The organism is Clostridium sp. KNHs205 (assembly GCF_000702945.1).
Classification (GTDB): domain Bacteria; phylum Bacillota; class Clostridia; order Lachnospirales; family Lachnospiraceae; genus Anaerocolumna.
Window position 1 is genome coordinate 4,324,108 of record NZ_JNLE01000003.1, and the last position, 20,103, is coordinate 4,344,210.

Below are 20,103 nucleotides of genomic sequence, written 5' to 3' on the forward strand. Positions count from 1 at the left end.
GTATTCTTATACGCGAAAAGGTATCATAATTTCAATTCTACTATGTATTATCTCTGGCTTCTGCATCCTTTGATACATTCACCAAATAATGTATGTAAATACTGTTAATGCAATCTATGGCATTCTCCGCCTCCAGCTCTTCAAAGCGAAAGCTCTTTCGTCCCCCCTCTTTTGCACGGTTCCAGAAAGCCAGTAAATCCTTCAAGGGTAGATAATGATAATGGTTTTTCTTTGAGTAATACAAAAGCAGAAAAGCAATACCTCCCTGCTTCTCAAAATCCTTCATGAACTCTACCTGATGCTCATGGATATTCTGCAGTGCAAAGGTATCGCTTGCACACTCCTTGGCATCAAAGCATATGGGTATTCCCTGCACTGTACCGATATAATCCACCGTACTTTTCTCACCGAAATAGGCAAGGGTTATATGTCTGTTTTCTTTATCAATCGTTATTGGGGTTATAGGGGTGGGGATTTTTTGAATCAATGCCAGGTTTTTCTCACGGTATCTGGTATTTGTAAGATTTATGAGTTCCTCCAGTGCAGACCCCCTAAGACCTCTTGAATTCCATGAGGGCATGTTATAACCTCCCTTTATAGTCCAGGCAGACCTTTAAAATATTTTCAAAGTATTCAGGCAGCTCTGCAGTCACTTTATGTCCGGACAGATATGCAAAATCTCCTGCCATATTCTTTGGAAACTTCATTTCATAAGAATGCAGAAGCTGATGAGTCAATTTAAATTCCTTCCTGAACCGGTCATTAATGGACTTATTACCATACTTTGCATCTCCTATAACAGGATGACCGATACTGCTTAAATGCGCACGAATCTGATGGGTCTTACCGGTAATCAGTTTTACCTTTAATAATGTATATTCACTGTTATTGATTAGTGGTGTATATTCCGTTTCAATATAATCAGAACTTTCTGTCTCCTTTTGCAGAATGGTAACCTGATTGGTTTTCTCATTTTTAGACAGATAACCGGTTATCTTTTTCTGTTCCTTAACAGCTCCCTTCACCAGACACAGATAATATTTATCAAGAGTTCGTTCCCTGAAAACTTCTGAAAGTATCTGAAGTCCCGGAAGGGTCTTGCCTGCTGCCACCAGTCCACTGGTATTTCTGTCCAGCCGGTTGCAGACACCTGGTTTAAAGGTATTAAGTTCCGTCAGTGTAAGGCTGTTACTCTTTAACAGGTATTGTATCAGGTATTCTACCAGTGAAACATCCGTATCCTTTGCCTTCTGAGAAAGCATTCCTGCAGGTTTGTTTATTAATACGATATCAGAGTCCTCATAAACAATCTGTAGGTTTACACTTTCAACGCTTTTCATTCCGCCAGCTTCCTTTTTACCGGCTGTTTCTGCTATGGTGTTAAAGGAAGCAGCATAACTTTCTGTAAATTTATCTATGGTCTCATCGGCTAAAAACAGCTTAATTTCATCAGAAAGCTGAACGATTTCAGAGCCCTCTGCTTTTTTTCCGTTTAAGGTAATGTTCTTTTTTCGGAGCATTTTATAGATAAAACTCTTTGGTGCTTTGTTCAGAGTTTTTTGCAGCAGCTTGTCCAGTCTTTGCCCTGCTTCATTCTTTCCTGCTACTATGGTTTTCATTCTTTCCTCTTTCTAAATAAGTTAAAGTATTATATCTAAGTTAAAGTATTATATCAGTATATAACCTCAGGACTCTATATACAATACCTTAACAGGTATACAAACTTTCCTTTAACTTATATGTTCAACAGCTCCGAAAAGGTATGGATATAATAATCAGAAAGCTCCTGTTTCTTTTTTGTATCTCCCTCAGACTTTTTGTCATAAACACTGCAAACTTTCATACCGGCAGTCTTTCCTGCCATTATTCCAGCAATAATATCTTCAAATACCAGACATGCTGCCGGTTCTGCTCCCAGGTCTTCTGCCACGAGCTGGTAGATATCCGGAGAAGGTTTACCCTTTGCCACCTCACAGGAAGTTCGAATGGAGCTGAAATATTCTGCTATCCCTAACTTGCCGATTACAAGTTCCACAAGTTCTTTGGAGTTGCTGGTTGCTATCCCCATAGATATTCCTCTGTTCCTCAGTTCCTTCAGAACCGATAGTACTCCTTCTTTAAGAGGTACTTCTTCTGCGTATTTCTTCCACGCCATTTCATTCCACTCTGCCTTTATTTCCTCCAGAGAATGAGGTATCAAGAAACGTTCCTTAAAATAAACTGCAGTTTCAGAAAAACTCATACCCTGTATCAAATCCTGCAGATCCTCCGGCAATGTTATATCAAACCGGCTTAAGTACTCTCGGTCTATATCCTCCCACAGCCACATGGAATCTACTAATGTCCCGTCCAGATCAAACAAAACTGCTTTTATATGTTGAAATATATCTTTATTTTTTATCATTTTCATTCCTCTGCAACTTTCCTTTGTTACGTAACGCCTTAAATTGTCTGGTTATATAAAAGCTTAATTTCTGCTTCCGTAAGCTCCCGGTATTCCCCCGGCTCCAAAGCTTCATCCAATGTTAATTCCCCCATACTGAGCCTTTTCAGATAAAGAACTTCCTTTCCTACTGCTTCGAACATCCTTTTAATCTGATGAAACTTACCTTCAAAGATGGTAACCAGCACTTCAGATTCCCCTGTTTCTGCACTGATAAGCTTAAGCTCAGCCGGCAAAGTTGTAAGCTCCTCGTCTAACTTTATTCCATCCTGAAATCTTTTTATATCTTCCTCATCTACCCTGCCTGTAACTCTTGCATAATAGCACTTGCTCACATGTTTCTTCGGTGATAGCAGCCGATGGGCCAAATCGCCATCGTTGGTAATTAATAACAACCCTTCCGTATCCTTATCAAGCCTTCCAACGGGAAATAGATCCTTTCGTTTTCCTTCTTCTATAAGGTCTACAACCGTAGAGGCAAATTTGTCCCTGGTAGCTGATACTACTCCGCCTGGTTTATTTAACATATAATACTCTGTGTTTACATAGGAAATTACCTGTTCATCAAAGGTAACATAATCCTCAGCCGTTATTTTTAAGTCAGGAGCTTTCGCCACCTCTTTATTGACTTTCACTCTTCCTTTTCTGATATAGCCCTTTACCTCACTTCTGGTTCCGATTCCCATATCAGCCAGGTATTTATCCAATCGAAGGTATTCTCCCATCTATGTTTCCTTTCCAATTACAACTTTCTTTTCTAAGGACAATATAAAATGTTATATATCCTTTTCCTATATTATCCTCTATCCTCTGAACCAATGTTTATATCGTAAATTTTATCCCTACATCCATCTCCAGCCAGGCAGATATTTATTCTTCAAAGAATTTCCCGATAATTTTCCCCAACCGAGAGAATAGGAATCAGCAGTAACCAGGTGATAACCGTCTCCAAACTGGGTTTCTGCAGTTATGGTTTCACATTTTAAATATTTTATTGCTTCAGAACTATTTCCCGGCAGGTCTATGACCTTTTTGAAATCACCTGGTGTCAAAGCACTTGCCAAAGCCTGGCTTGGCTCGAAACGCCCTTTCTTCATCTCACCAAGGAGCAGCCCCTGACGCAGCAGGCGAAGTCCCTTTAAATCCGGTAAACCTTCCGGCAACAGGTAAAGCCTGTCCTCTTTTGTCATCAGATTCTCTGCAGAAATTGGAATATGGACATGCTTAAGAAATTCTTCTGTCTCACTGGTGATTTTTACGGAATTACCTGCTCTATTCGAGCTTTGTCCCGGTTCTGACTCTCCTTTTCGCAAAAGAGCAATAAAATGTCCTTCTCCTTTTATCTTATGGGGCCAAAGTCTGATGCAGTTTTTAAGTTCTTCTCTTCCATCTGCCCAGTCAGGTCTTCCATGTGAGAATCCCTCATAAGAAACCAGACCTGCAGAAGAATCCTTATGGCTGCTTACCTCATTATTATCCGTTCCTGTATTCATAACAAGGGGGTCAACAACTTGAAATTCCGGAAATTGATCCAGCAGATAAGAGATGGTTCCTTCATTTTCTTCCGGTGAAAAGGTACAGGTGGAATAGAGCATATAGCCACCAGGTTTTAACATTCTGGCTGCCTGCAGGATAATCTCCTTCTGCAGTTTGTTGTAATACTCAACTCCGTATTGCTCCCAATTCTTCATAATCGCAGGAGATTTACGAAACATTCCTTCTCCTGAACATGGAGCGTCCACCAGAATCTTATCAAAATATTCTGTAAAATAATCGGTTAATTTACCCGGTGCTTCACTGATGATAACCGGGTTACGGATTCCAAAAAGTTCAATATTCTTTAATAGAGCTTTCGCCCTGGAATTCGAGATGTCATTTGATACCAACAGACCTTTTCCCTGTAATCTGGCTCCTAATTCTGTACTTTTCCCTCCTGGAGCAGCACAAAGGTCTAATACCTTATCTCCCGGGGTGACCGGTAAAAGACTTGCCGGAGTCATGGCACTGGGTTCCTGGATATAATAAAGACCCGCAAAGTAGTAGGGATGCCTTGCCGGTTGCTCTTCTGCATCGTAGTAATACCCGTTCCTTATCCAGGGTATTCTTGTTATCTTAAAAGGAGAAATCTTCTCAAATTCCTCCGGTGTTATCTTAAGAGTATTTACTCTAAGCCCGCTATAATGCTTTTGCTCCAGGCTTTTCTCATACTCACTATATTCCTCTCCAAGCAAGCTTCTCATGCGTTCTTCAAATGTCTGTGGTAATTTCATGTTAACCTCTTCCTTCATATCCAATCTTGTAATGCTTTTGCTTTTTATAACCAATTATTATGTCCCTGGGTCAGAGTGTGTTTGCAAAATCCTAGTTCTAATCTAGTACTATACTGGCGTTATTCTGGTCGTCCCAATTTGAATTATACACTGTATATTTCTTTCACTTAACGTAGGCTTTGCGCACGATAACCCTCTGATATTTTGTCCAACTCTCTGTTAAAACGTTCTAATTGCTCCAAATCTCCTGTTTCATAAATATGAAAGAATTCATCCTGTATCTTAACAACCTCACGTTTGTTGGCAACCTTATACAGATTCTGTATATTTGTCAGGATATCAGCTACCATGTTGGCTTTTACCTTAAACGAATTCTGTGCATCCATTATTTCATCCCGGACAGAGGACATCTCCTGGTCCAGGGATATAATGGCATCAGCTGCTTTGCTTAACCTTGCCCTGATCTGTTCCGGCATATTTTCTTTATACTTATATTGCAGGGAATGCTCAATAGTTGCCCAGAAATTCATAGCAAGAGTTCTGATCTGTATCTCCGCCTGCACCTGTTTCGTTCCCTTTAATGTCTCCACTTTATAATAAATTATCATATGATAGCTTCTGTAACCACTGGATTTTGTATTGTTGATATAATCCTTCTCACTCTTTATCTCAAGGTCCGTACGCTTTTTTATGATTTCAACTACTTTCTCGATATCCTCCACAAACTGACAGATAATACGGATTCCTGCTATATCCTCCATCATTTCTTCGATATCCGGTAACGGAATACTCTTCTTCTGTGCTTTCTCCAAGATACTGGAAATCGTCTTTACTCTTCCATTGACCTGCTCAATAGGAGAATATTCACCCTTTTTCTTGTATTCTTCAATTATATGATTGAATTTTACTACAAGCTCCTCCACGGCAAGTGCATAAGGATCAAGTATTTCTCTCCATAACTGTATTTCCATGAAAACCTCTTTCCGGATAAGGAAACATCCTCTTTAAGATAACTTTCTTATCCCTCCTGTTATAACAACCCCAATTTTTTAATCTTTATACTATACTTTTTATATAGCTTATACACATTACTTATAGCTTCCAGCGGAACTCTGGTAAACAGGCAGATTTTGTGCTCCGGTCAGAATTACGGAGCAAGCTCCAAATTCCTCTCTACGCTTTATTATATCATAAACTACCTCTTTGTGGAAATAAAATAGACCAGTCAATCTGCTCTATTGCTTTGTTTCCAGGTAGCAAATGGTGCTGTAAGGATTCACACTGATTTCTCCCGGTACCGCATCTATGTACATTCCAAAATGCAAATGCACTGGAAACATTCCTTTTGTGCCTTCCGTACCATACCCGCTATCTCCCATAAACCCAAGAAAATCACCGGCTTTGACTCTATCCCCTAATTTCAGATTCTCAGCATAAGAATCCAAATGGGCATAATACAGATAAGCTCCATGAGGAGTTCTAATACCTACACGGTATCCTCCTTTTTCAAGCCACCCAATCCTCTCAACTACACCATCAGAAGCACTGATCACCCTGTATTTACCAACTACATTCTCCTCCGGGAAAATATCCGTACCTTCATGTCTTCTATTACCGCCATAATTCCTTAATTCGCTCCAGGTATCTCCGAAAGTATATTTAATTGATTTATCCTCTCCTCTATCCAGAGGAAATACCTGAAGATCTGCAAAGAGAATCTTGTAATAATCCATTAATTCCCCAAAAGCAGTATAGTCCTTAAGTTTATCCCTGTAAAAACTTACCTTTTTAACGGATACCTCTTCTCCTCTGATTAAACCATTCTGTTTTAACAGGGTTAGAATGGCGGCATACCCGGAGCATCTCTCAACCTGTTGTTCATCATCTTTTAAAAAGCCGGTATTAATATTGCCTATGATCTCTTCCGGCAGCAGCATATCACGAAAATAGTCATAATCCAATCCATTCTTTACAATAGTTCGATAGGACTTTTGTAGGGAATAGGAATTAAGAAAGCTTACTGTCCTGGAGAGAAGGATAATCACAACAATAAGTATTGTCAGGGTCCATATCTTGTTAATGCTTAGGATTGTACCCTCCCTCTTTACAAGACCATTTCCGTTAGATTTCTTTAGACTTGGCGCCACCGGATAAGCTCTTACTTTTGAAATTTCATTGGCTGTTACTTTCCCAGAGGAATGTCTGTTTTTTGAATGCCTGTCAATTCGTCTCTTATTTTCCACGTTTATCTTATGAAGTCTGCTTTTCGTAAAATAGTCTCTCATAAAATCACCGGATTCGTTAAACATCCCTAACAGTATATGCCTGTCTAAGGAAACTATTCCATAAAAAATGCCAAAACCTGAGTATATCCATATCCCAGAATTTTGACATCTTATATTATTATCAGTAAATTACTCTTTCACTTCTTGCTTTATGAAACCTTGCAGTAATTTTCTATTTTCGTATTTATCAGGGATCAGTACAGACATACCGCGCACTGTTCCTTCTTCAAAGGTATTGTCAGCAGGTATTCTGAGAGTCTGAAGCCCGCCCTTTTTCGTCTCTGCCAGGAGCTGTAAATAAGCTGTAAATTCCTCCTGGGTAAGGTCAGTGGTTATATAAGAAAGCAGGGAATTTGCTATCAAAGCCAGCTCGGGTAAACTTTTGGTTTTATACTTATCAAAAATGGCATTTAAAACAACTCTCTGCCTGGAGGTTCTGCCAAAATCATTCAGTTCATGGTCACCTGTTGCTACATAACGTACCCTGCAATAACCTAATGCCTGATTACCATTCAACAATTGACTTCCTGCTGAGACATTTCGATACTGCTCTTTCGAAATATAATTGGTTGTATTAAGATATTCCGCTTCTTTATCTGTAAGGGTTATAGTTACTCCCCCTAATTTATTGATGATTGCTTCAAATGCATCAAATCCAACCAGCATATAACCATCCAGTTTAACACCAAAATTCTGGTAGATAGTGTCGTATAAAAGGGGAATGCCGCCATATTCATAAGCTGTATTCAATTTATTTTCTTTGTATCCCGGGATATCAACCAACATGTCCCTCATCAGGGAGGTTAGTTTGATGCACTTATCCTCTGTGTCCAGAGTTGCTATCATCATAATATCCGTTCTGCCTTTTGCTGTTCCGGATTCTATTGCCTCTTCTCCCAACAGGAGTATATTATAAGTTATCTGCTTTACTTCTGGCTTTGTAGGCTCCGGGGTCAGGGTCACTGTGGGTGTAACAGTAGCTTCTGCAGCAGCTGTCGCTGCTTCTTCCGCCGGCAGACTGCCATCATCATGATTCATCTTACCATAAGCATATACCGATACTGCCTTATATAGAAGTCCTTGCCCAAAAGGTGTCAGCACAAGGATTAAGATAGCTGCTATCATCAGACAGGCTGTACTGAGAAAAACACGAAGCACTTTTCTCTTCTTACATTTTAGCTGAGGCTCTTCTTTCTGGTCTAATTCAGCATTCACCTGCTCTTTAAGACTGTCAGTGATATCCATTAACAGTTCATCTTCCTGGCTTCTGATTAGTATCTTAGCTCCAAGGTGATCCTCTGCGGATGTCCTGGTTCTCTCTTCTGTATTTGATTCCTCATGTATATCGGTTTCTGATTCCGGTCTCTGCATATGCGGCTCCTATATTACTTATTTCCATATACTGGCACAGAGTATTATAACATGAGGCGCTTTGATTGTAAAATCTTTTGTAAATAATGTTAAGTTATTGTAATTCATAAGCATAACCAGCCTCATCAAAACCAACTCCAAAGGAAATACTTTCCATGTATTTATAGAATTGTGAAATCTCTTCTGAATCACTTAAAAGCTTTGTCATGGCATTTTCTGCTTTAGCCGGAAGCAGCTGCAACTTTGTATTCATATCTTCATCCAGAGTTATTTTTAACACTGCTGTTCTTTGAATATTACTGTAAAAAATATAGTTGCCAAGACTATATACAATTGGTTTTCCTTTATAGTATTCCACTCCCTGAAGTACATGAGGGTGGCTGCCGATAACGAGATCTGCTCCGGCATCAATATACTGTTTTGCCAGGGAGTGCTGATAATCTTTTGGTAATTCCGCTCTCTCAATTCCCCAATGAAGGTAAACAACCACATAATCACTGTTATCGCTGGCCGTTTTAATATCCTCCAATAAAAGTGTCGGATCATAAGTGGTAAATAAACCGGCTTTATTTTCAGCTGCATTCCATTCATAAACCGGTATCACTCTTGAGGCCGCCAGAAAAGCTATTGTTTTTCCCTGGTTTTCAGTATAATGTATCTTTCTTGCATCGGATAGATTACTTCCTGCTCCGACGTAATCTATTCCTGCACCTTTAAGGGTATTAAAGGAATCTTCTAAAGCTGTCAGCCCAAAATCCATGGTATGGTTATTGGCAAGGGTAACAATATCAATTCCCATATCCTGAAAAGCAGTTATGTAATCCGGATTTACCCGAAAAGTATACTGTTTATCCTCTGCTGCCGTTCCGCCGGTACTAAAAGCAAACTCCTGATTTGACATGGTAAGATCTGCGCCCTGCATTTCGGAAAGAAGCCCTTTTTCAACAATAGCCTCAATACCCTTTCCTTTGTATGCATTAACTACAACATCGGATAGATAGATATCACCAGTAAACAGCATCGTGATGTCCTTCCAGGGTTCTTCGGTGACTGTGGGTTTAGGCTCTTCCGTAACAGCCCCCTCTGATACCTGAGATTCCTCCGGTTCAGAGGGTTTAGGTATTTCTGTTGTATTCTCCTCGCTGCCAGAATTCCGGTCTCCCACTATGGAATTATTCTTCCCTTCATTATTCCATGAAAAATCACCTACTTCATAGATAATTACAACTGCCAGAAGGCTAAAGGTAAAGATGATAAAGGCCAGGAGGCCGTACATTCTGCGTTTACTCATAGATTCTTCATTCCCTCGATTACTTTTTCAACATATTTGTATACTCTGATAGTAGAGGATAAGCTTAATCTTTCTTTCGGTGTATGGATATCCCACATATCTGGCCCTAAGGATACCATATCTATGCCAGGAATCTTCTCAGCAAAGAAACTGCACTCAAGACCGGCATGAATTGCCTCAAACTTAGGCGCTGATTTATATTCTTCCTCATAAACTTTGGCAAGATATTCTCTTAAAGCAGAATCTTTCTTATATTCCCATGCAGGATACTGGCTTCTGACATTATATTCACCGCCCAGGAATTCACAGATATAATTAAGTTTTTTATTCAGAAATTCTTTATAGCTGTTTACTGAACTGCGGACAGAGAAACAAATGATAGCTTTCTCTTCTTCCAGATGGAAAATTCCAAGGTTAAGTGAGCTTTCTACAAGACCCGGTATATCACTGCTCATTGTCTGCACACCATTGGGGGTATTTATCAACAGGAATAGCAGCTTTTCAAAGGAGGTAGGATGAAGTACTTTATATTTATCTTCCTCTCCTCTCATATAACCTACTGTTAAATCCGGTTCGTTGGTCACATATTCATGTTTATATTTGCTTGCCAGTCCGTTAATAATATCCGTAAATCTATCAAATTCATCTTCTTCTATGATAATCTCTGCTTTTGCATCTCTTGGAATGGCATTGTCTTTCAAGCCGCCGTTTAAATCAAACAGATAGAAGGTCATAGCTTCTTTTAGTTCAAATAACAGCCTTGCCATTAATTTTGTTGCATTTACACGATTCTTATGAATCTCTGCTCCGGAATGACCGCCTTTTAATTCTGATATGGTCAGGATTACTTTGAGCCCTTTTTCAGAGGTTCTTTTAAGAGGCAGCTCACAGGTAGCTGTTAGTCCTCCTGCTGAACTGGTAAGGAGATATCCCTCTTCCTCTGAATCAATGTTTAATAATAATTTTCCTTGTAAATCTGAAACATCAAGACCGATAGCTCCATCCATGCCTACTTCTTCATCTGTTGTTATAATTGCTTCCAGTCTTGGATGCTGCAAGGTCTCATCATCAAACAGAGCAAGAATATAAGCAACTGCTATACCATCATCACCGCCTAATGTGGTTCTGTCAGCATGAATGAAATCTCCATCTACAAAAAGTTCGATTCCTTCCTTTAAGAAATCATGGGTGCAATCATTGGTCTTCTCACATACCATATCCATATGTCCCTGTAATATAAGTGCAGGTGCATTCTCATAGCCGGGAGTAGCCTCTTTGATCAGTACTACATTTTCATACTCATCCTGGCGATAAGTATAACCTTTCGCTTTTGCATGCTCTACCAGATAATTGCTGATAGCAGTGTTGTACTTTGATCCTCTTGGGACTGCTGAAATTTCACTGAAGTAATGAAATACTTTTTTATAATCAAGCTTTTGTAATGTTTCGTTCATTTCTGCCTCTCTTTCCTCCGCCTTGCAGGGCGGTTTTAGATCCTTTTAATTTATATATAAAATCTATTCCTGTTTCTTAAGTATTAATTCTTAAAGCTATGAATAGGTGCCGGTATTCTTCCGCCCCGGTTAATGAAATCTGCACAGCTGAAGTTATTAACCGGCATAACAGGCGCATATCCTAATAGACCTCCGAATTCCACCATTTCTCCTACCCCTTTGCCAATAACCGGTATAAGTCTGACTGCGGTGGTCTTCTGATTGATCATTCCTATTGCCATTTCATCTGCAATGATACCGGATATTGTTGTTGCTTTCGTATCACCAGGTATTGCTACCATATCCAGACCAACGGAGCAGACGCAAGTCATAGCTTCCAGTTTCTCAAGAGTTAGTGCACCTAATTCTACTGCCTCGATCATTCCTCTGTCTTCACTTACCGGAATAAAAGCACCGCTTAAACCTCCCACATAAGAGGACGCCATTACACCGCCTTTTTTAACCTGGTCGTTTAACAAAGCAAGAGCTGCTGTAGTTCCGGGTGCTCCTGCCTGTTCAAGTCCCATTTCCTGAAAGATTTCAGCGATACTGTCACCAACAGCTGGTGTAGGTGCCAGGGATAAGTCAATTATGCCGAAAGGAATATTTAATCTTTTGGAGGCTTCCTGTGCAACCAGCTGACCTACTCTGGTTATTTTAAAAGCAGTGGTCTTAACTGTTTCACACAGTGTTCCAAAATCAGCGCCTCTAACACGGCTTAATGCGTTCTTAACAACTCCCGGTCCGCTTACACCTACGTTTATTATGGCATCACCTTCCGTTACACCATGAAAAGCACCTGCCATAAAAGGGTTATCATCCGGTGCATTACAGAATATAACCAGCTTTGCACAACCAATGGAATCTCTTTCTTTGGTATATTCAGCTGTTTCTAAGATAATTTCACCTAAAAGCTTCACTGCATCCATATCGATTCCGGTTTTGGTGGAACCAACATTAACAGAAGAGCAAACCCTTTCAGTTTCAGCCAGGGCCTGAGGAATGGATTCTATGAGATTACGGTCACCAGTGGACATTCCTTTTGACACCAGTGCTGAATAACCACCGATAAAATTAACTCCGACTGCAGTAGCGGCACGATCCAGGGTCTTTGCAATGGTTACATAATCCCCGGGGTTCTTGCAGGCGCTGCTGCCTACCAAAGCAATGGGAGTTACTGATATTCTCTTATTTACAATAGGAATACCAAATTCTCTCTCTATTGCTTTACCGGTAGCTACCAGATCCTTTGCCACAGTTGTTATTTTATCATAGATTTTCTGATTTAATACCTCCAGATTATTATCAGCACAATCCAACAGGCTTATACCCAGGGTTATGGTTCTGACATCCAGATTCTCCTGCTCTATCATTTTATTGGTTTCAATAACCTCGTTTATATCGATCATAATTTTTCTTCCTGCCGCAGGCTGTCTGCAGCATTGCCACTTGTTATGAGGTTGAAAAAATCGGTTTGCGGCATCCTTTCTTGGCAATTATTTTCTTTCAACCATAAGGTGCGTACTGCCAGTCCCATTTAAAAACTCCGACCAGCCAGGCACAGCATGTTTTGCATCTTGTATCAACTTACAGTCTGTGCATCATGTTGAAGATATCTTCATGCTGCGCTTTGATGACAACACCGATTTCCTGCCCCAATTCCTCTAGTTCTGTGGCTATTATATCAAAGCTTTTAGTTGCTTCATTCGCGTCCACTATCATCATCATATTAAAATAACCCTGAACGATTGTCTGGGAAATATCCATTATATTGATTTTATTTCCTGCGAGATAAGTACAAACTTTTGCAATAATTCCAACTTGGTCTTTTCCTACAACAGATATAATTGTCTTCTTCATATTAGCTCCCATCTGTGTGCTTTAGCACACCTTAAAATCAAAACTGTTGAAATATCCCATTAGTACACCAATTGCACTTCATATAATCAGGACATTGAATATCTTTAGGTGCATATGCACACTGATAATCTCATATTTTCGGATATTTATGCTTAACAAATGAAAATAATACTATAATATATATTCCTTAACATCACCGGCAGATATTTAAACCGGCAAGGCAATACTTATACCTCTAACCGGTGCAGAGCATTTCTGAGGGAATATCCCTTTTTGCTACGCTTAAAAGTGAATCCGTCTTTAATGTCAATGCCGTATCTGCTATTGCTTTATTTAATTCAATTCTAACGGTCTCATAAGCCAGATCTTCAAAATTATTCTCTTTGCTTAAATGGGCAAGGGTAATATATTTGATTTTCTCATGTAATATTCTAGCCAGAAGCCTTCCGGAATTCTCATTGGAAAGATGCCCTCTGTTGCCTAATATTCTCTGTTTTAAATGATAAGGATATGCACCTGCTAAAAGCATATTTTCATCATGATTGGCTTCCATAAGAAGTATTTCAGAACCGGAAAGCCTTGAGACGATATAATCATCATATACTCCAAGGTCCGTAGCCATACCTATCTTATGTCCCTCTGACGTAAAGGTATAGCACACCGGATTAACGGCATCGTGAGAAGTTGCAAAAGGTTCCACATATATATCATTTATATAAAAACCTTCATCCGGTAAAACAGGACGCAGCAATTCTGCCGGAATCTCTCCCATACTCTTAATACGGCAGATTGCCTGCAGCGTCTCTTTTGTCCCATAAATCGGTGTGTGATATCGTCTTGCCATAACACCGATGCCTTGAATATGATCCGAATGTTCATGGGTTACTAATATCCCCTCTAAGTCAGCCGGTTTGATTTCTATACAGTTTAAGCCGTATTCAATTCTCTTTCCGCTGATACCTGCATCTACTAAGATATTGGCATGACCGCTGCCAACGTAGGTACAATTTCCGCTGCTGCCGCTTGATAAACTGCATAACTTCATAATTTACTCCATTCTGTCCCACAGGCTTTATTCGGAAATAGAAGGAATCGCTTTGTGGCATTTATAACTTTTTTTCTATATAAGTTTAGTTTTTACCATTTATGCATTTTTCTACAGTTTTCACCGTAAATAATGTATAATATCTCATTACAATTAAATTTTCTGCATAATTAGTCTATCATTATCACGATTATTAACTTTAGCTCATGAAAAGTATCCCTTATTCTAACCGGTTTGTCAATAAATTTATTTCATCCAGTAAAGTTCTACAATATCCTTATCTTTAAGAGGTGCAGTAAATTCTGTTTTTTCTCCGTTTAAGGTAATGACCAGTTCTGAGCCACCTGCCTTTGATAAATCAAAAGCATAGAAATCTAAAATATCAACAAAGATATACTGCTTTTTGCCGGAGAGCTTAAGTGGTTCTTTATTAACAATTATATAAATAACGTCCTCTGAAGTATTAACCTTGCTGTTTTCGCCAACCTTAAAAAGTTCCTTTTCTTTATCTGCAGTGGTACTAACTTTGTTGTCAGGCGTTTCTAAACTGGGAGCTGTTTTTAGGCTTGTAGCTGCTTTCAGTCCTGCGGCTGCTTCCAGGCTTGTGGCTGTTTCCAGTCCTGCGGCTGCTTCCAGTCCTGCGACTGTTTCCAGGCTTGTGGCTGCTTCCAGTCCTGCGACTGCTTCCAGTCCTGCGACTGTTTCCAGGCTTGTGGCTGTTTCTAATCCGGCAGCTGTTTTTAAGCTGGCAGCTGTTTTCAAGCTGCTATCATCCCAGTCGTCAAAATCTTCATCAATATCAGTACTACCGGTATCTTTATTAAAAAACTCTGCTTCCAGTCTGTCTGCAGCTCTTTTCGCTTCCAGGGAATCATAAATCTCACACCGGATAGAAAAATTCTCATAGATCTTTTCATCTTCACCAGCAGGCATATTATTGATATAGATGGTACCGGTATACTCGATATCCATAAATTTAAGTACCTGATTCAAGGTATAGTAATTAAGGATTTCAACCGCATCCCCTTCTTTTATCTCATAGAACTCCGTAACGAGTTCTTTATTAACCTCTGCGAATTTAGGGCATATAATCCTGGTGCCGTTAAAGGTAAAAGTAATACTGCTTTTATATTCAGGTAATTCACCAACGATAACTTTGGCATCCTCGCCAACGGTAGATTCTGTGATTTCTATCAGATCATTCTGTTCTATCGTATTGCTTAAGCCTGCTAGTTCTCCATTAAGCTTGATCTGAGCCGCTTCCCCCAGTTCTCCTCTGGCCATACGCTTATTACCGTTTAATGTATAATTAACAGCTTTTCCCCTCCTGGGAAAGAGGTTCTCATTTGGCAATCCAATCTGCATTGCCGCATCTGCAACTGTCAGTTTGCTGTTATCGTAAAGTTTGACTCTGTCGCCGTTAACCTGAACAAATATAAAATTATTTCTCTGATCATAAAAATTAAGGCATATACCCACTGGTGTAACCAGCAGCGGATCTTTCTTAATGTTTTCCTGCAGAAACGTTACTTCACCCAGTACTTCTTCTCCTCGAAGTGCCACTCTGTCTTTGTTAAGCTCCAGCTTTTCTGCCAGGGTTTGTGTAAATCCAGGAACCTTTCCGCCGCCGCCAACCAAAAAGACTGCACTGACCGGTTTTCCTCCATTAAGCTCTACAATCTTCTCGGCAATGCAGCCAGCCATGCTGTTTATAACCGGTTTTAAGGTTTCTATTACCTCTTCAGTGGTTAGCTTATGGGAAATACCCATGATATCCTTATATGTAACCTTTTTTTTCTTCAGACAGGAAAGCTTTATGGTTTCAGCAGTTTTAAAATCCACAAGATATTCTTTGACAACTGCCTCCGTAATCTCATCTCCTGCTCTTGGAATCATGCCATAAGCTATGATACTTCCATCTCTGGTTATGGAAATATCAGAGGTTCCCGCTCCAATGTCTATCATTGCTATATTTAATAACCGGAATTTTTCCGGAATGGCAACATTAATAGCCGCTATAGGCTCTAAGGTTAAGTTCGCTACATATAAACCGGCCTTTTCAACTGCTGAGTACAAACTGTCTATTACTTCATCAGGAAGAAAGGTTGCTATCAGATTTGTACCAATTCGGTTGGCTTTATGCCCCTCCAGTTTTCCGATTGTATAACCGTTTAAGTAATACTGGATTACTGAATAACCGACACAGTAGAAATGGATTTTTTCCTCCTTCATCTCCTGGCGCAAGGTATCATAAGCCTTCTCTACACCAATCAGATCCAGAGAATGTATGTGTTCTTCCTTCACTATGGTTTCGGCAGAGAATTCATATTCTGCAGAAACAGTTACAGTCTTTAGCACACGTCCGGCCGCAGCGATGCAGACATCCGTAAGACGCCTGCCTATCTGTCCTTCAAGTTCCTGTTTCACTTCTTCAATGGTTTCTGCAACTTTATTTATATCATGAATCTGCCCGTCTAACATGGCCCTGGTTTCGTGCTCTTTGACACATTGAGCTACAACTATAAATTGCTCCGCATCCTTATAACCCACCGTTCCCACAATACTTCTGGTTCCGATATCCAATCCAAACACCAAATGCTCCGGGTATCTTTTGTTTACCATTCTTAGTGTCCTCCGTAAGGTAGATACTTACTTCCTGTATGATACAACTATTAATAAATCCTGTTGAGTCTTTTAACGGTACCGCCTTCTCTGTTTACCGGCTTTTATACCAGGTTTTCTTCTTTCAGCAGCTTCTCTATCTGAAGTTTTAACTCATCAATACTGCCATTGTTATAAAGTACATGGGTACTGTTTTTTATATATTCATCCTCTGAAAACTGATTGGCTAATATTTTCTCAAATTTTTCCGGTGTAAAATTCCTGGAATGAATCAACCGCTCCTGCCTGATGTTTTTATCTGCTGTAACATACCAGATGTAATCAGAAAAATCCTTCAGTCCGGCTTCTCTTGGTAAAGCAGTTTCTACACAGATAACAGAATATAATTTTTCAGTTCTTTCTTTTTCTGTCTTTATCAGATTTCTGACATAGTCCATAACATAGGGATGTGAAAAGGAGTTGAGGATTTTAAGTTTCTCAGCATTCTGATAAACTTCTTTGCCAAGCTTCTCTCTGTCTATTTGCCCCTTCTCATTTAGGATACCTTCCCCGAAATAATCCTTAACCAGCTGGTAGGATATCCCGCCTACTTCCATAAAGTCATGGGCAATCCGGTCGGTATTTAAAAGAAACGCTCCATAGGACCCGGCCAAGATCTTTGCAGCTTCTGATTTACCGCTTCCGATACCGCCGGTAAGTCCGATTACCTTAAGGCCGTTATTTTGCTTCATACCAGTTGCTTCCTTCATTAACATCTACCTCAAGAGGCACTGATAAACTGGCTGCTGACTGCATCTCCTCTTTCAACAGCACTCTTACCTCATCTATTTCATCCTTGTGGGTCTCGATAAGAAGCTCATCGTGTATTTGCAGGATTAATCTAGAACGGAGATTTAATTCCTTTAATCTGTCATTCACACGTAACATAGCTATCTTAATAATATCTGCAGCAGTTCCCTGAATAGGTGAATTCATCGCTACCCTTTCTCCAAAAGAACGTGTCATAAAATTAGAGGAACTAAGTTCTGGTATAGGTCTGATTCTACCGAAAAGAGTAGTAACATATCCATCGTCTTTTCCATCTTTTACGAGGTTATCCAGAAAGGTCTTAACCCCTGGATAGGTATCGAAGTACCGGTTAATATAGCCCTCTGCTTCTTTTCTTGATATATTTAAATCCTGTCCCAGTCCAAAGGAGCTGATACCGTATACGATTCCGAAATTAACGGCTTTGGCATTCCTTCTCTGTTCTGAGGTTACCTCCTCAAAAGGAGTATGAAATACCAAAGAAGCTGTAATGCGGTGTATATCCTGATCCTCCTTATATGCATCAATAAGTCTCTCATCTCCTGACATATGAGCCAGTACCCTGAGTTCTATCTGAGAATAATCTGCGTCCAGGAATATAAAGCCTTCTTCCGGAATAAATACCTTTCTGATTTCCCTGCCTAACTCCATTCGAATGGGAATATTCTGAAGATTTGGCTCCGTACTACTGAGACGGCCGGTTGCAGCTATTGTCTGATGAAATTTTCCGTGTATTCTGCCATCTTCACCGATATAACCGGCAAGCCCGTCAGCATAAGTGGATTTTAATTTCGTCAGCTGGCGGTATTCAAGAATCTTTTCAACAACCGGATGTTCAATTCGAAGCTTATCAAGCACCTCAGCTGAAGTGGAATATCCGGTCTTTGTCTTCTTACCGAAAGGCAGATGAAGCTTTTCGAATAGAATAACTCCTAACTGCTTCGGTGAATTGATATTAAATTCTTCTCCTGCCAAACTGTAAATTTCCGCTTCCAGTCTGTCTATCCCTATGGTTAACTTATCACCGTATTCCTTTAACTCTTCCCTGTTAACCTTTACTCCTCGTTGCTCCATGTCGAACAGTGCATAGACAAGGGGCATTTCAATTGTATCAAACAGCTTATCCATCCCTTTATTCTGCAATTCCTTTACTATAACAGGTGCAGCTTTGGCAGCTGTATAGGCAAGATTGGAGAAATAAGCAGTACTCTCCTCTGTTTTATTTATAATAAAGTCCTTAAGTGAGCTTTTTCCTATAACTTCACTGCTTGATGCCATGGTAAGTTTTAAGAAATCTCTGGCTACATCATCATATTCATAGCTGGATTGAAGCGGATTTAATAAATACGCAGCAATTGATAAATCCGTTATACCGGTTCTGATACCGGCATCCAGATAGGAAAGCTGTTCCTTTAAATGAAAGGTAGCCGCTTCTTTCCTTGATAACAGCAGCTTATTCAGCCCTTCTACTATCTTCTCTTCTGTAAGTTCAGCACCTGACGGAATAAAATAATTCTCATTTTCTCCAAGGCTAAGAGCTAGTCCCAATACTTTCCCGGCTTCTGCAATAAGATAAAAACCAATATACTCTCCCTTGGATAGCTTGCCAGCCTTTTGAAGGATTTTCTCTAATTCTTCTCTATCTGTTACGACCTGAGACTCAGATTTTGCTTCTGAACTTGCAGTATTTGATAGGGTTATACGGTCGAATCGGTTAAAATGGCTCTTTAACTCCAGCCTTTTAAAATAGCTATAGGCTTCCTGATTGTAAATCTCCGAGTAATCCGCTTGTTCAATCTGGTAATCCAGTTCGCAATCAGTTTTTATAGTTGCAAGGGTTTTACTTAAAAAAGCCTGCTCCTTGTTATTTATCATGGATTCTCTTGCTTTATTTGGCATGACTTCCGATATATGCTCATAGGCATTTTCAATGGAACCAAAAGCAGAAATAATCTTTGAGGCTGTTTTTTCTCCTATTCCTGGTACGCCTGGTATATTATCAGATGTATCTCCCATCAGTGCTTTTAAGTCAATAAATTCTGTGGGGGTAACACCGTAGGCAGCTACTACATCCTGGGTGTTATAATTTTCTATCTCAGTACCGCCCTTCTTAGTCTTTGGGATACGAATTTTAATATTTTCCGTTGCCAGCTGTAATAAATCTCTGTCACCTGAAACCAGGGAGACCTGATATCCATCCTTTTCTGCATTGACAGCAAGTGTTCCTAATATGTCATCTGCTTCATATCCGCCTTTTTCCAAAACAGAAATCTTCATAGCTTTAAGTAACTCTTTTAACAGAGGGACCTGTGCTCTCAATTCATCGGGCATGGATTTCCTGGTACCTTTATACTCCGCAAACATCTCATGACGAAAGGTTGGCTGATGCACGTCAAATGCTATGGTAAGATAATCCGGTTTCTCTTCATCCAGAATCTTAAAAAGGATATTTAAAAATCCCAATACTCCGTTAGTGTACAGCCCTTCTGAATTGGATAACACCGGAAGTGCATAAAAGGCTCTGTTTAGTATACTGTGCCCATCAATCAAAACAATTTTCTTACTCATGGAAAATCCTCATTTCCGGATATCTCATACCGATACCCTTTATAATAT

At 39.8% G+C, this 20,103-nt stretch carries 17 protein-coding genes; all 17 read right to left on the reverse strand.

Going from position 1 to position 20,103, the window contains the following annotated elements:
• Positions 1-40: 40 nt before the first annotated feature.
• The gene (locus tag BR73_RS0117935) at positions 41-580 is read right to left on the reverse strand and encodes a Holliday junction resolvase RecU (RefSeq protein WP_033166667.1); all 540 of its coding nucleotides are present in this window, start codon (positions 578-580) and stop codon (positions 41-43) included.
• 1 nt (position 581) lies between these two features.
• The gene (locus BR73_RS0117940; RefSeq protein WP_033166668.1) at positions 582-1,619 is read right to left on the reverse strand and encodes an RluA family pseudouridine synthase; all 1,038 of its coding nucleotides are present in this window, start codon (positions 1,617-1,619) and stop codon (positions 582-584) included.
• Between the two features lie 116 nt (positions 1,620-1,735).
• Positions 1,736-2,404 (reverse strand): HAD family phosphatase, encoded by a 669-nt coding sequence (locus BR73_RS0117945; RefSeq protein WP_033166669.1) that lies wholly within the window; start codon positions 2,402-2,404, stop codon positions 1,736-1,738.
• A 38-nt stretch (positions 2,405-2,442) separates the two neighbouring features.
• Positions 2,443-3,168: a pseudouridine synthase gene (locus BR73_RS0117950; protein ID WP_033166670.1), complete on the reverse strand. Its 726-nt coding sequence runs from the start codon at positions 3,166-3,168 to the stop codon at positions 2,443-2,445.
• A gap of 117 nt (positions 3,169-3,285) precedes the next feature.
• The gene (locus BR73_RS0117955; protein ID WP_033166671.1) at positions 3,286-4,713 is read right to left on the reverse strand and encodes an RsmB/NOP family class I SAM-dependent RNA methyltransferase; all 1,428 of its coding nucleotides are present in this window, start codon (positions 4,711-4,713) and stop codon (positions 3,286-3,288) included.
• A gap of 167 nt (positions 4,714-4,880) precedes the next feature.
• Positions 4,881-5,684 carry a GTP pyrophosphokinase family protein gene (locus BR73_RS0117960; RefSeq protein ID WP_033166672.1) on the reverse strand — a complete coding sequence of 268 codons (804 nt, stop codon included), beginning with the start codon at positions 5,682-5,684 and terminating at the stop codon, positions 4,881-4,883.
• Between the two features lie 264 nt (positions 5,685-5,948).
• Positions 5,949-6,998 (reverse strand): M23 family metallopeptidase, encoded by a 1,050-nt coding sequence (locus tag BR73_RS27580; RefSeq protein WP_242860698.1) that lies wholly within the window; start codon positions 6,996-6,998, stop codon positions 5,949-5,951.
• A 129-nt stretch (positions 6,999-7,127) separates the two neighbouring features.
• Complete coding sequence (locus BR73_RS27585) at positions 7,128-8,369, reverse strand: LCP family protein (RefSeq protein WP_051685292.1); 1,242 nt, start codon at positions 8,367-8,369, stop codon at positions 7,128-7,130.
• Between the two features lie 94 nt (positions 8,370-8,463).
• Entirely contained in the window at positions 8,464-9,660 is a 1,197-nt protein-coding gene (locus BR73_RS0117975; RefSeq protein WP_033166673.1) for a CapA family protein, read from the reverse strand.
• Positions 9,657-11,114: an aminoacyl-histidine dipeptidase gene (locus BR73_RS0117980; protein WP_033166674.1), complete on the reverse strand. Its 1,458-nt coding sequence runs from the start codon at positions 11,112-11,114 to the stop codon at positions 9,657-9,659. The genes BR73_RS0117975 and BR73_RS0117980 overlap by 4 nt, the downstream gene beginning before the upstream one ends.
• Before the next feature lie 83 nt (positions 11,115-11,197).
• The gene (locus BR73_RS0117985) at positions 11,198-12,562 is read right to left on the reverse strand and encodes a PFL family protein (RefSeq protein WP_033166675.1); all 1,365 of its coding nucleotides are present in this window, start codon (positions 12,560-12,562) and stop codon (positions 11,198-11,200) included.
• Complete coding sequence (locus BR73_RS29665; RefSeq protein ID WP_278248533.1) at positions 12,559-12,690, reverse strand: hypothetical protein; 132 nt, start codon at positions 12,688-12,690, stop codon at positions 12,559-12,561. The genes BR73_RS0117985 and BR73_RS29665 overlap by 4 nt, the downstream gene beginning before the upstream one ends.
• A 50-nt stretch (positions 12,691-12,740) precedes the next feature.
• Complete coding sequence (locus BR73_RS0117990; RefSeq protein ID WP_033166676.1) at positions 12,741-13,013, reverse strand: ACT domain-containing protein; 273 nt, start codon at positions 13,011-13,013, stop codon at positions 12,741-12,743.
• Between the two features lie 235 nt (positions 13,014-13,248).
• Entirely contained in the window at positions 13,249-14,058 is an 810-nt protein-coding gene (locus tag BR73_RS0117995; protein WP_033166677.1) for an MBL fold metallo-hydrolase, read from the reverse strand.
• Between the two features lie 246 nt (positions 14,059-14,304).
• Positions 14,305-16,680 (reverse strand): cell division FtsA domain-containing protein, encoded by a 2,376-nt coding sequence (locus BR73_RS0118000; protein ID WP_033166678.1) that lies wholly within the window; start codon positions 16,678-16,680, stop codon positions 14,305-14,307.
• A 104-nt stretch (positions 16,681-16,784) separates the two neighbouring features.
• Positions 16,785-17,411 (reverse strand): dephospho-CoA kinase, encoded by a 627-nt coding sequence (gene coaE / locus BR73_RS0118005; protein ID WP_033167590.1) that lies wholly within the window; start codon positions 17,409-17,411, stop codon positions 16,785-16,787.
• Positions 17,398-20,055, reverse strand: a complete 2,658-nt coding sequence (gene polA / locus BR73_RS0118010; protein ID WP_033166679.1) for a DNA polymerase I — start codon at positions 20,053-20,055, stop codon at positions 17,398-17,400. Before polA ends, coaE begins: the two co-directional genes overlap by 14 nt.
• Positions 20,056-20,103: the final 48 nt, after the last annotated feature.

Excerpts from the sequence above, each read along its gene's own strand:
- BR73_RS27585 (WP_051685292.1), bottom strand. The coding sequence starts at position 8,369 with ATGCAGAGACCGGAATCAGAAACCGATATACATGAGGAATCAAATACA.
- BR73_RS0117935 (WP_033166667.1), bottom strand. The coding sequence starts at position 580 with ATGCCCTCATGGAATTCAAGAGGTCTTAGGGGGTCTGCACTGGAGGAA.
- BR73_RS0117940 (WP_033166668.1), bottom strand. The coding sequence starts at position 1,619 with ATGAAAACCATAGTAGCAGGAAAGAATGAAGCAGGGCAAAGACTGGAC.
- BR73_RS0117960 (WP_033166672.1), bottom strand. The coding sequence starts at position 5,684 with ATGGAAATACAGTTATGGAGAGAAATACTTGATCCTTATGCACTTGCC.
- BR73_RS0117955 (WP_033166671.1), bottom strand. The coding sequence starts at position 4,713 with ATGAAATTACCACAGACATTTGAAGAACGCATGAGAAGCTTGCTTGGA.
- BR73_RS0117945 (WP_033166669.1), bottom strand. The coding sequence starts at position 2,404 with ATGATAAAAAATAAAGATATATTTCAACATATAAAAGCAGTTTTGTTT.
- BR73_RS27580 (WP_242860698.1), bottom strand. The coding sequence starts at position 6,998 with ATGAGAGACTATTTTACGAAAAGCAGACTTCATAAGATAAACGTGGAA.
- BR73_RS0118000 (WP_033166678.1), bottom strand. The coding sequence starts at position 16,680 with ATGGTAAACAAAAGATACCCGGAGCATTTGGTGTTTGGATTGGATATC.
- BR73_RS0117950 (WP_033166670.1), bottom strand. The coding sequence starts at position 3,168 with ATGGGAGAATACCTTCGATTGGATAAATACCTGGCTGATATGGGAATC.
- BR73_RS0117990 (WP_033166676.1), bottom strand. The coding sequence starts at position 13,013 with ATGAAGAAGACAATTATATCTGTTGTAGGAAAAGACCAAGTTGGAATT.
- BR73_RS0117995 (WP_033166677.1), bottom strand. The coding sequence starts at position 14,058 with ATGAAGTTATGCAGTTTATCAAGCGGCAGCAGCGGAAATTGTACCTAC.
- BR73_RS0117980 (WP_033166674.1), bottom strand. The coding sequence starts at position 11,114 with ATGAACGAAACATTACAAAAGCTTGATTATAAAAAAGTATTTCATTAC.
- BR73_RS29665 (WP_278248533.1), bottom strand. The coding sequence starts at position 12,690 with ATGGGACTGGCAGTACGCACCTTATGGTTGAAAGAAAATAATTGCCAA.
- polA (WP_033166679.1), bottom strand. The coding sequence starts at position 20,055 with ATGAGTAAGAAAATTGTTTTGATTGATGGGCACAGTATACTAAACAGA.
- coaE (WP_033167590.1), bottom strand. The coding sequence starts at position 17,411 with ATGAAGCAAAATAACGGCCTTAAGGTAATCGGACTTACCGGCGGTATC.
- BR73_RS0117975 (WP_033166673.1), bottom strand. The coding sequence starts at position 9,660 with ATGAGTAAACGCAGAATGTACGGCCTCCTGGCCTTTATCATCTTTACC.
- BR73_RS0117985 (WP_033166675.1), bottom strand. The coding sequence starts at position 12,562 with ATGATCGATATAAACGAGGTTATTGAAACCAATAAAATGATAGAGCAG.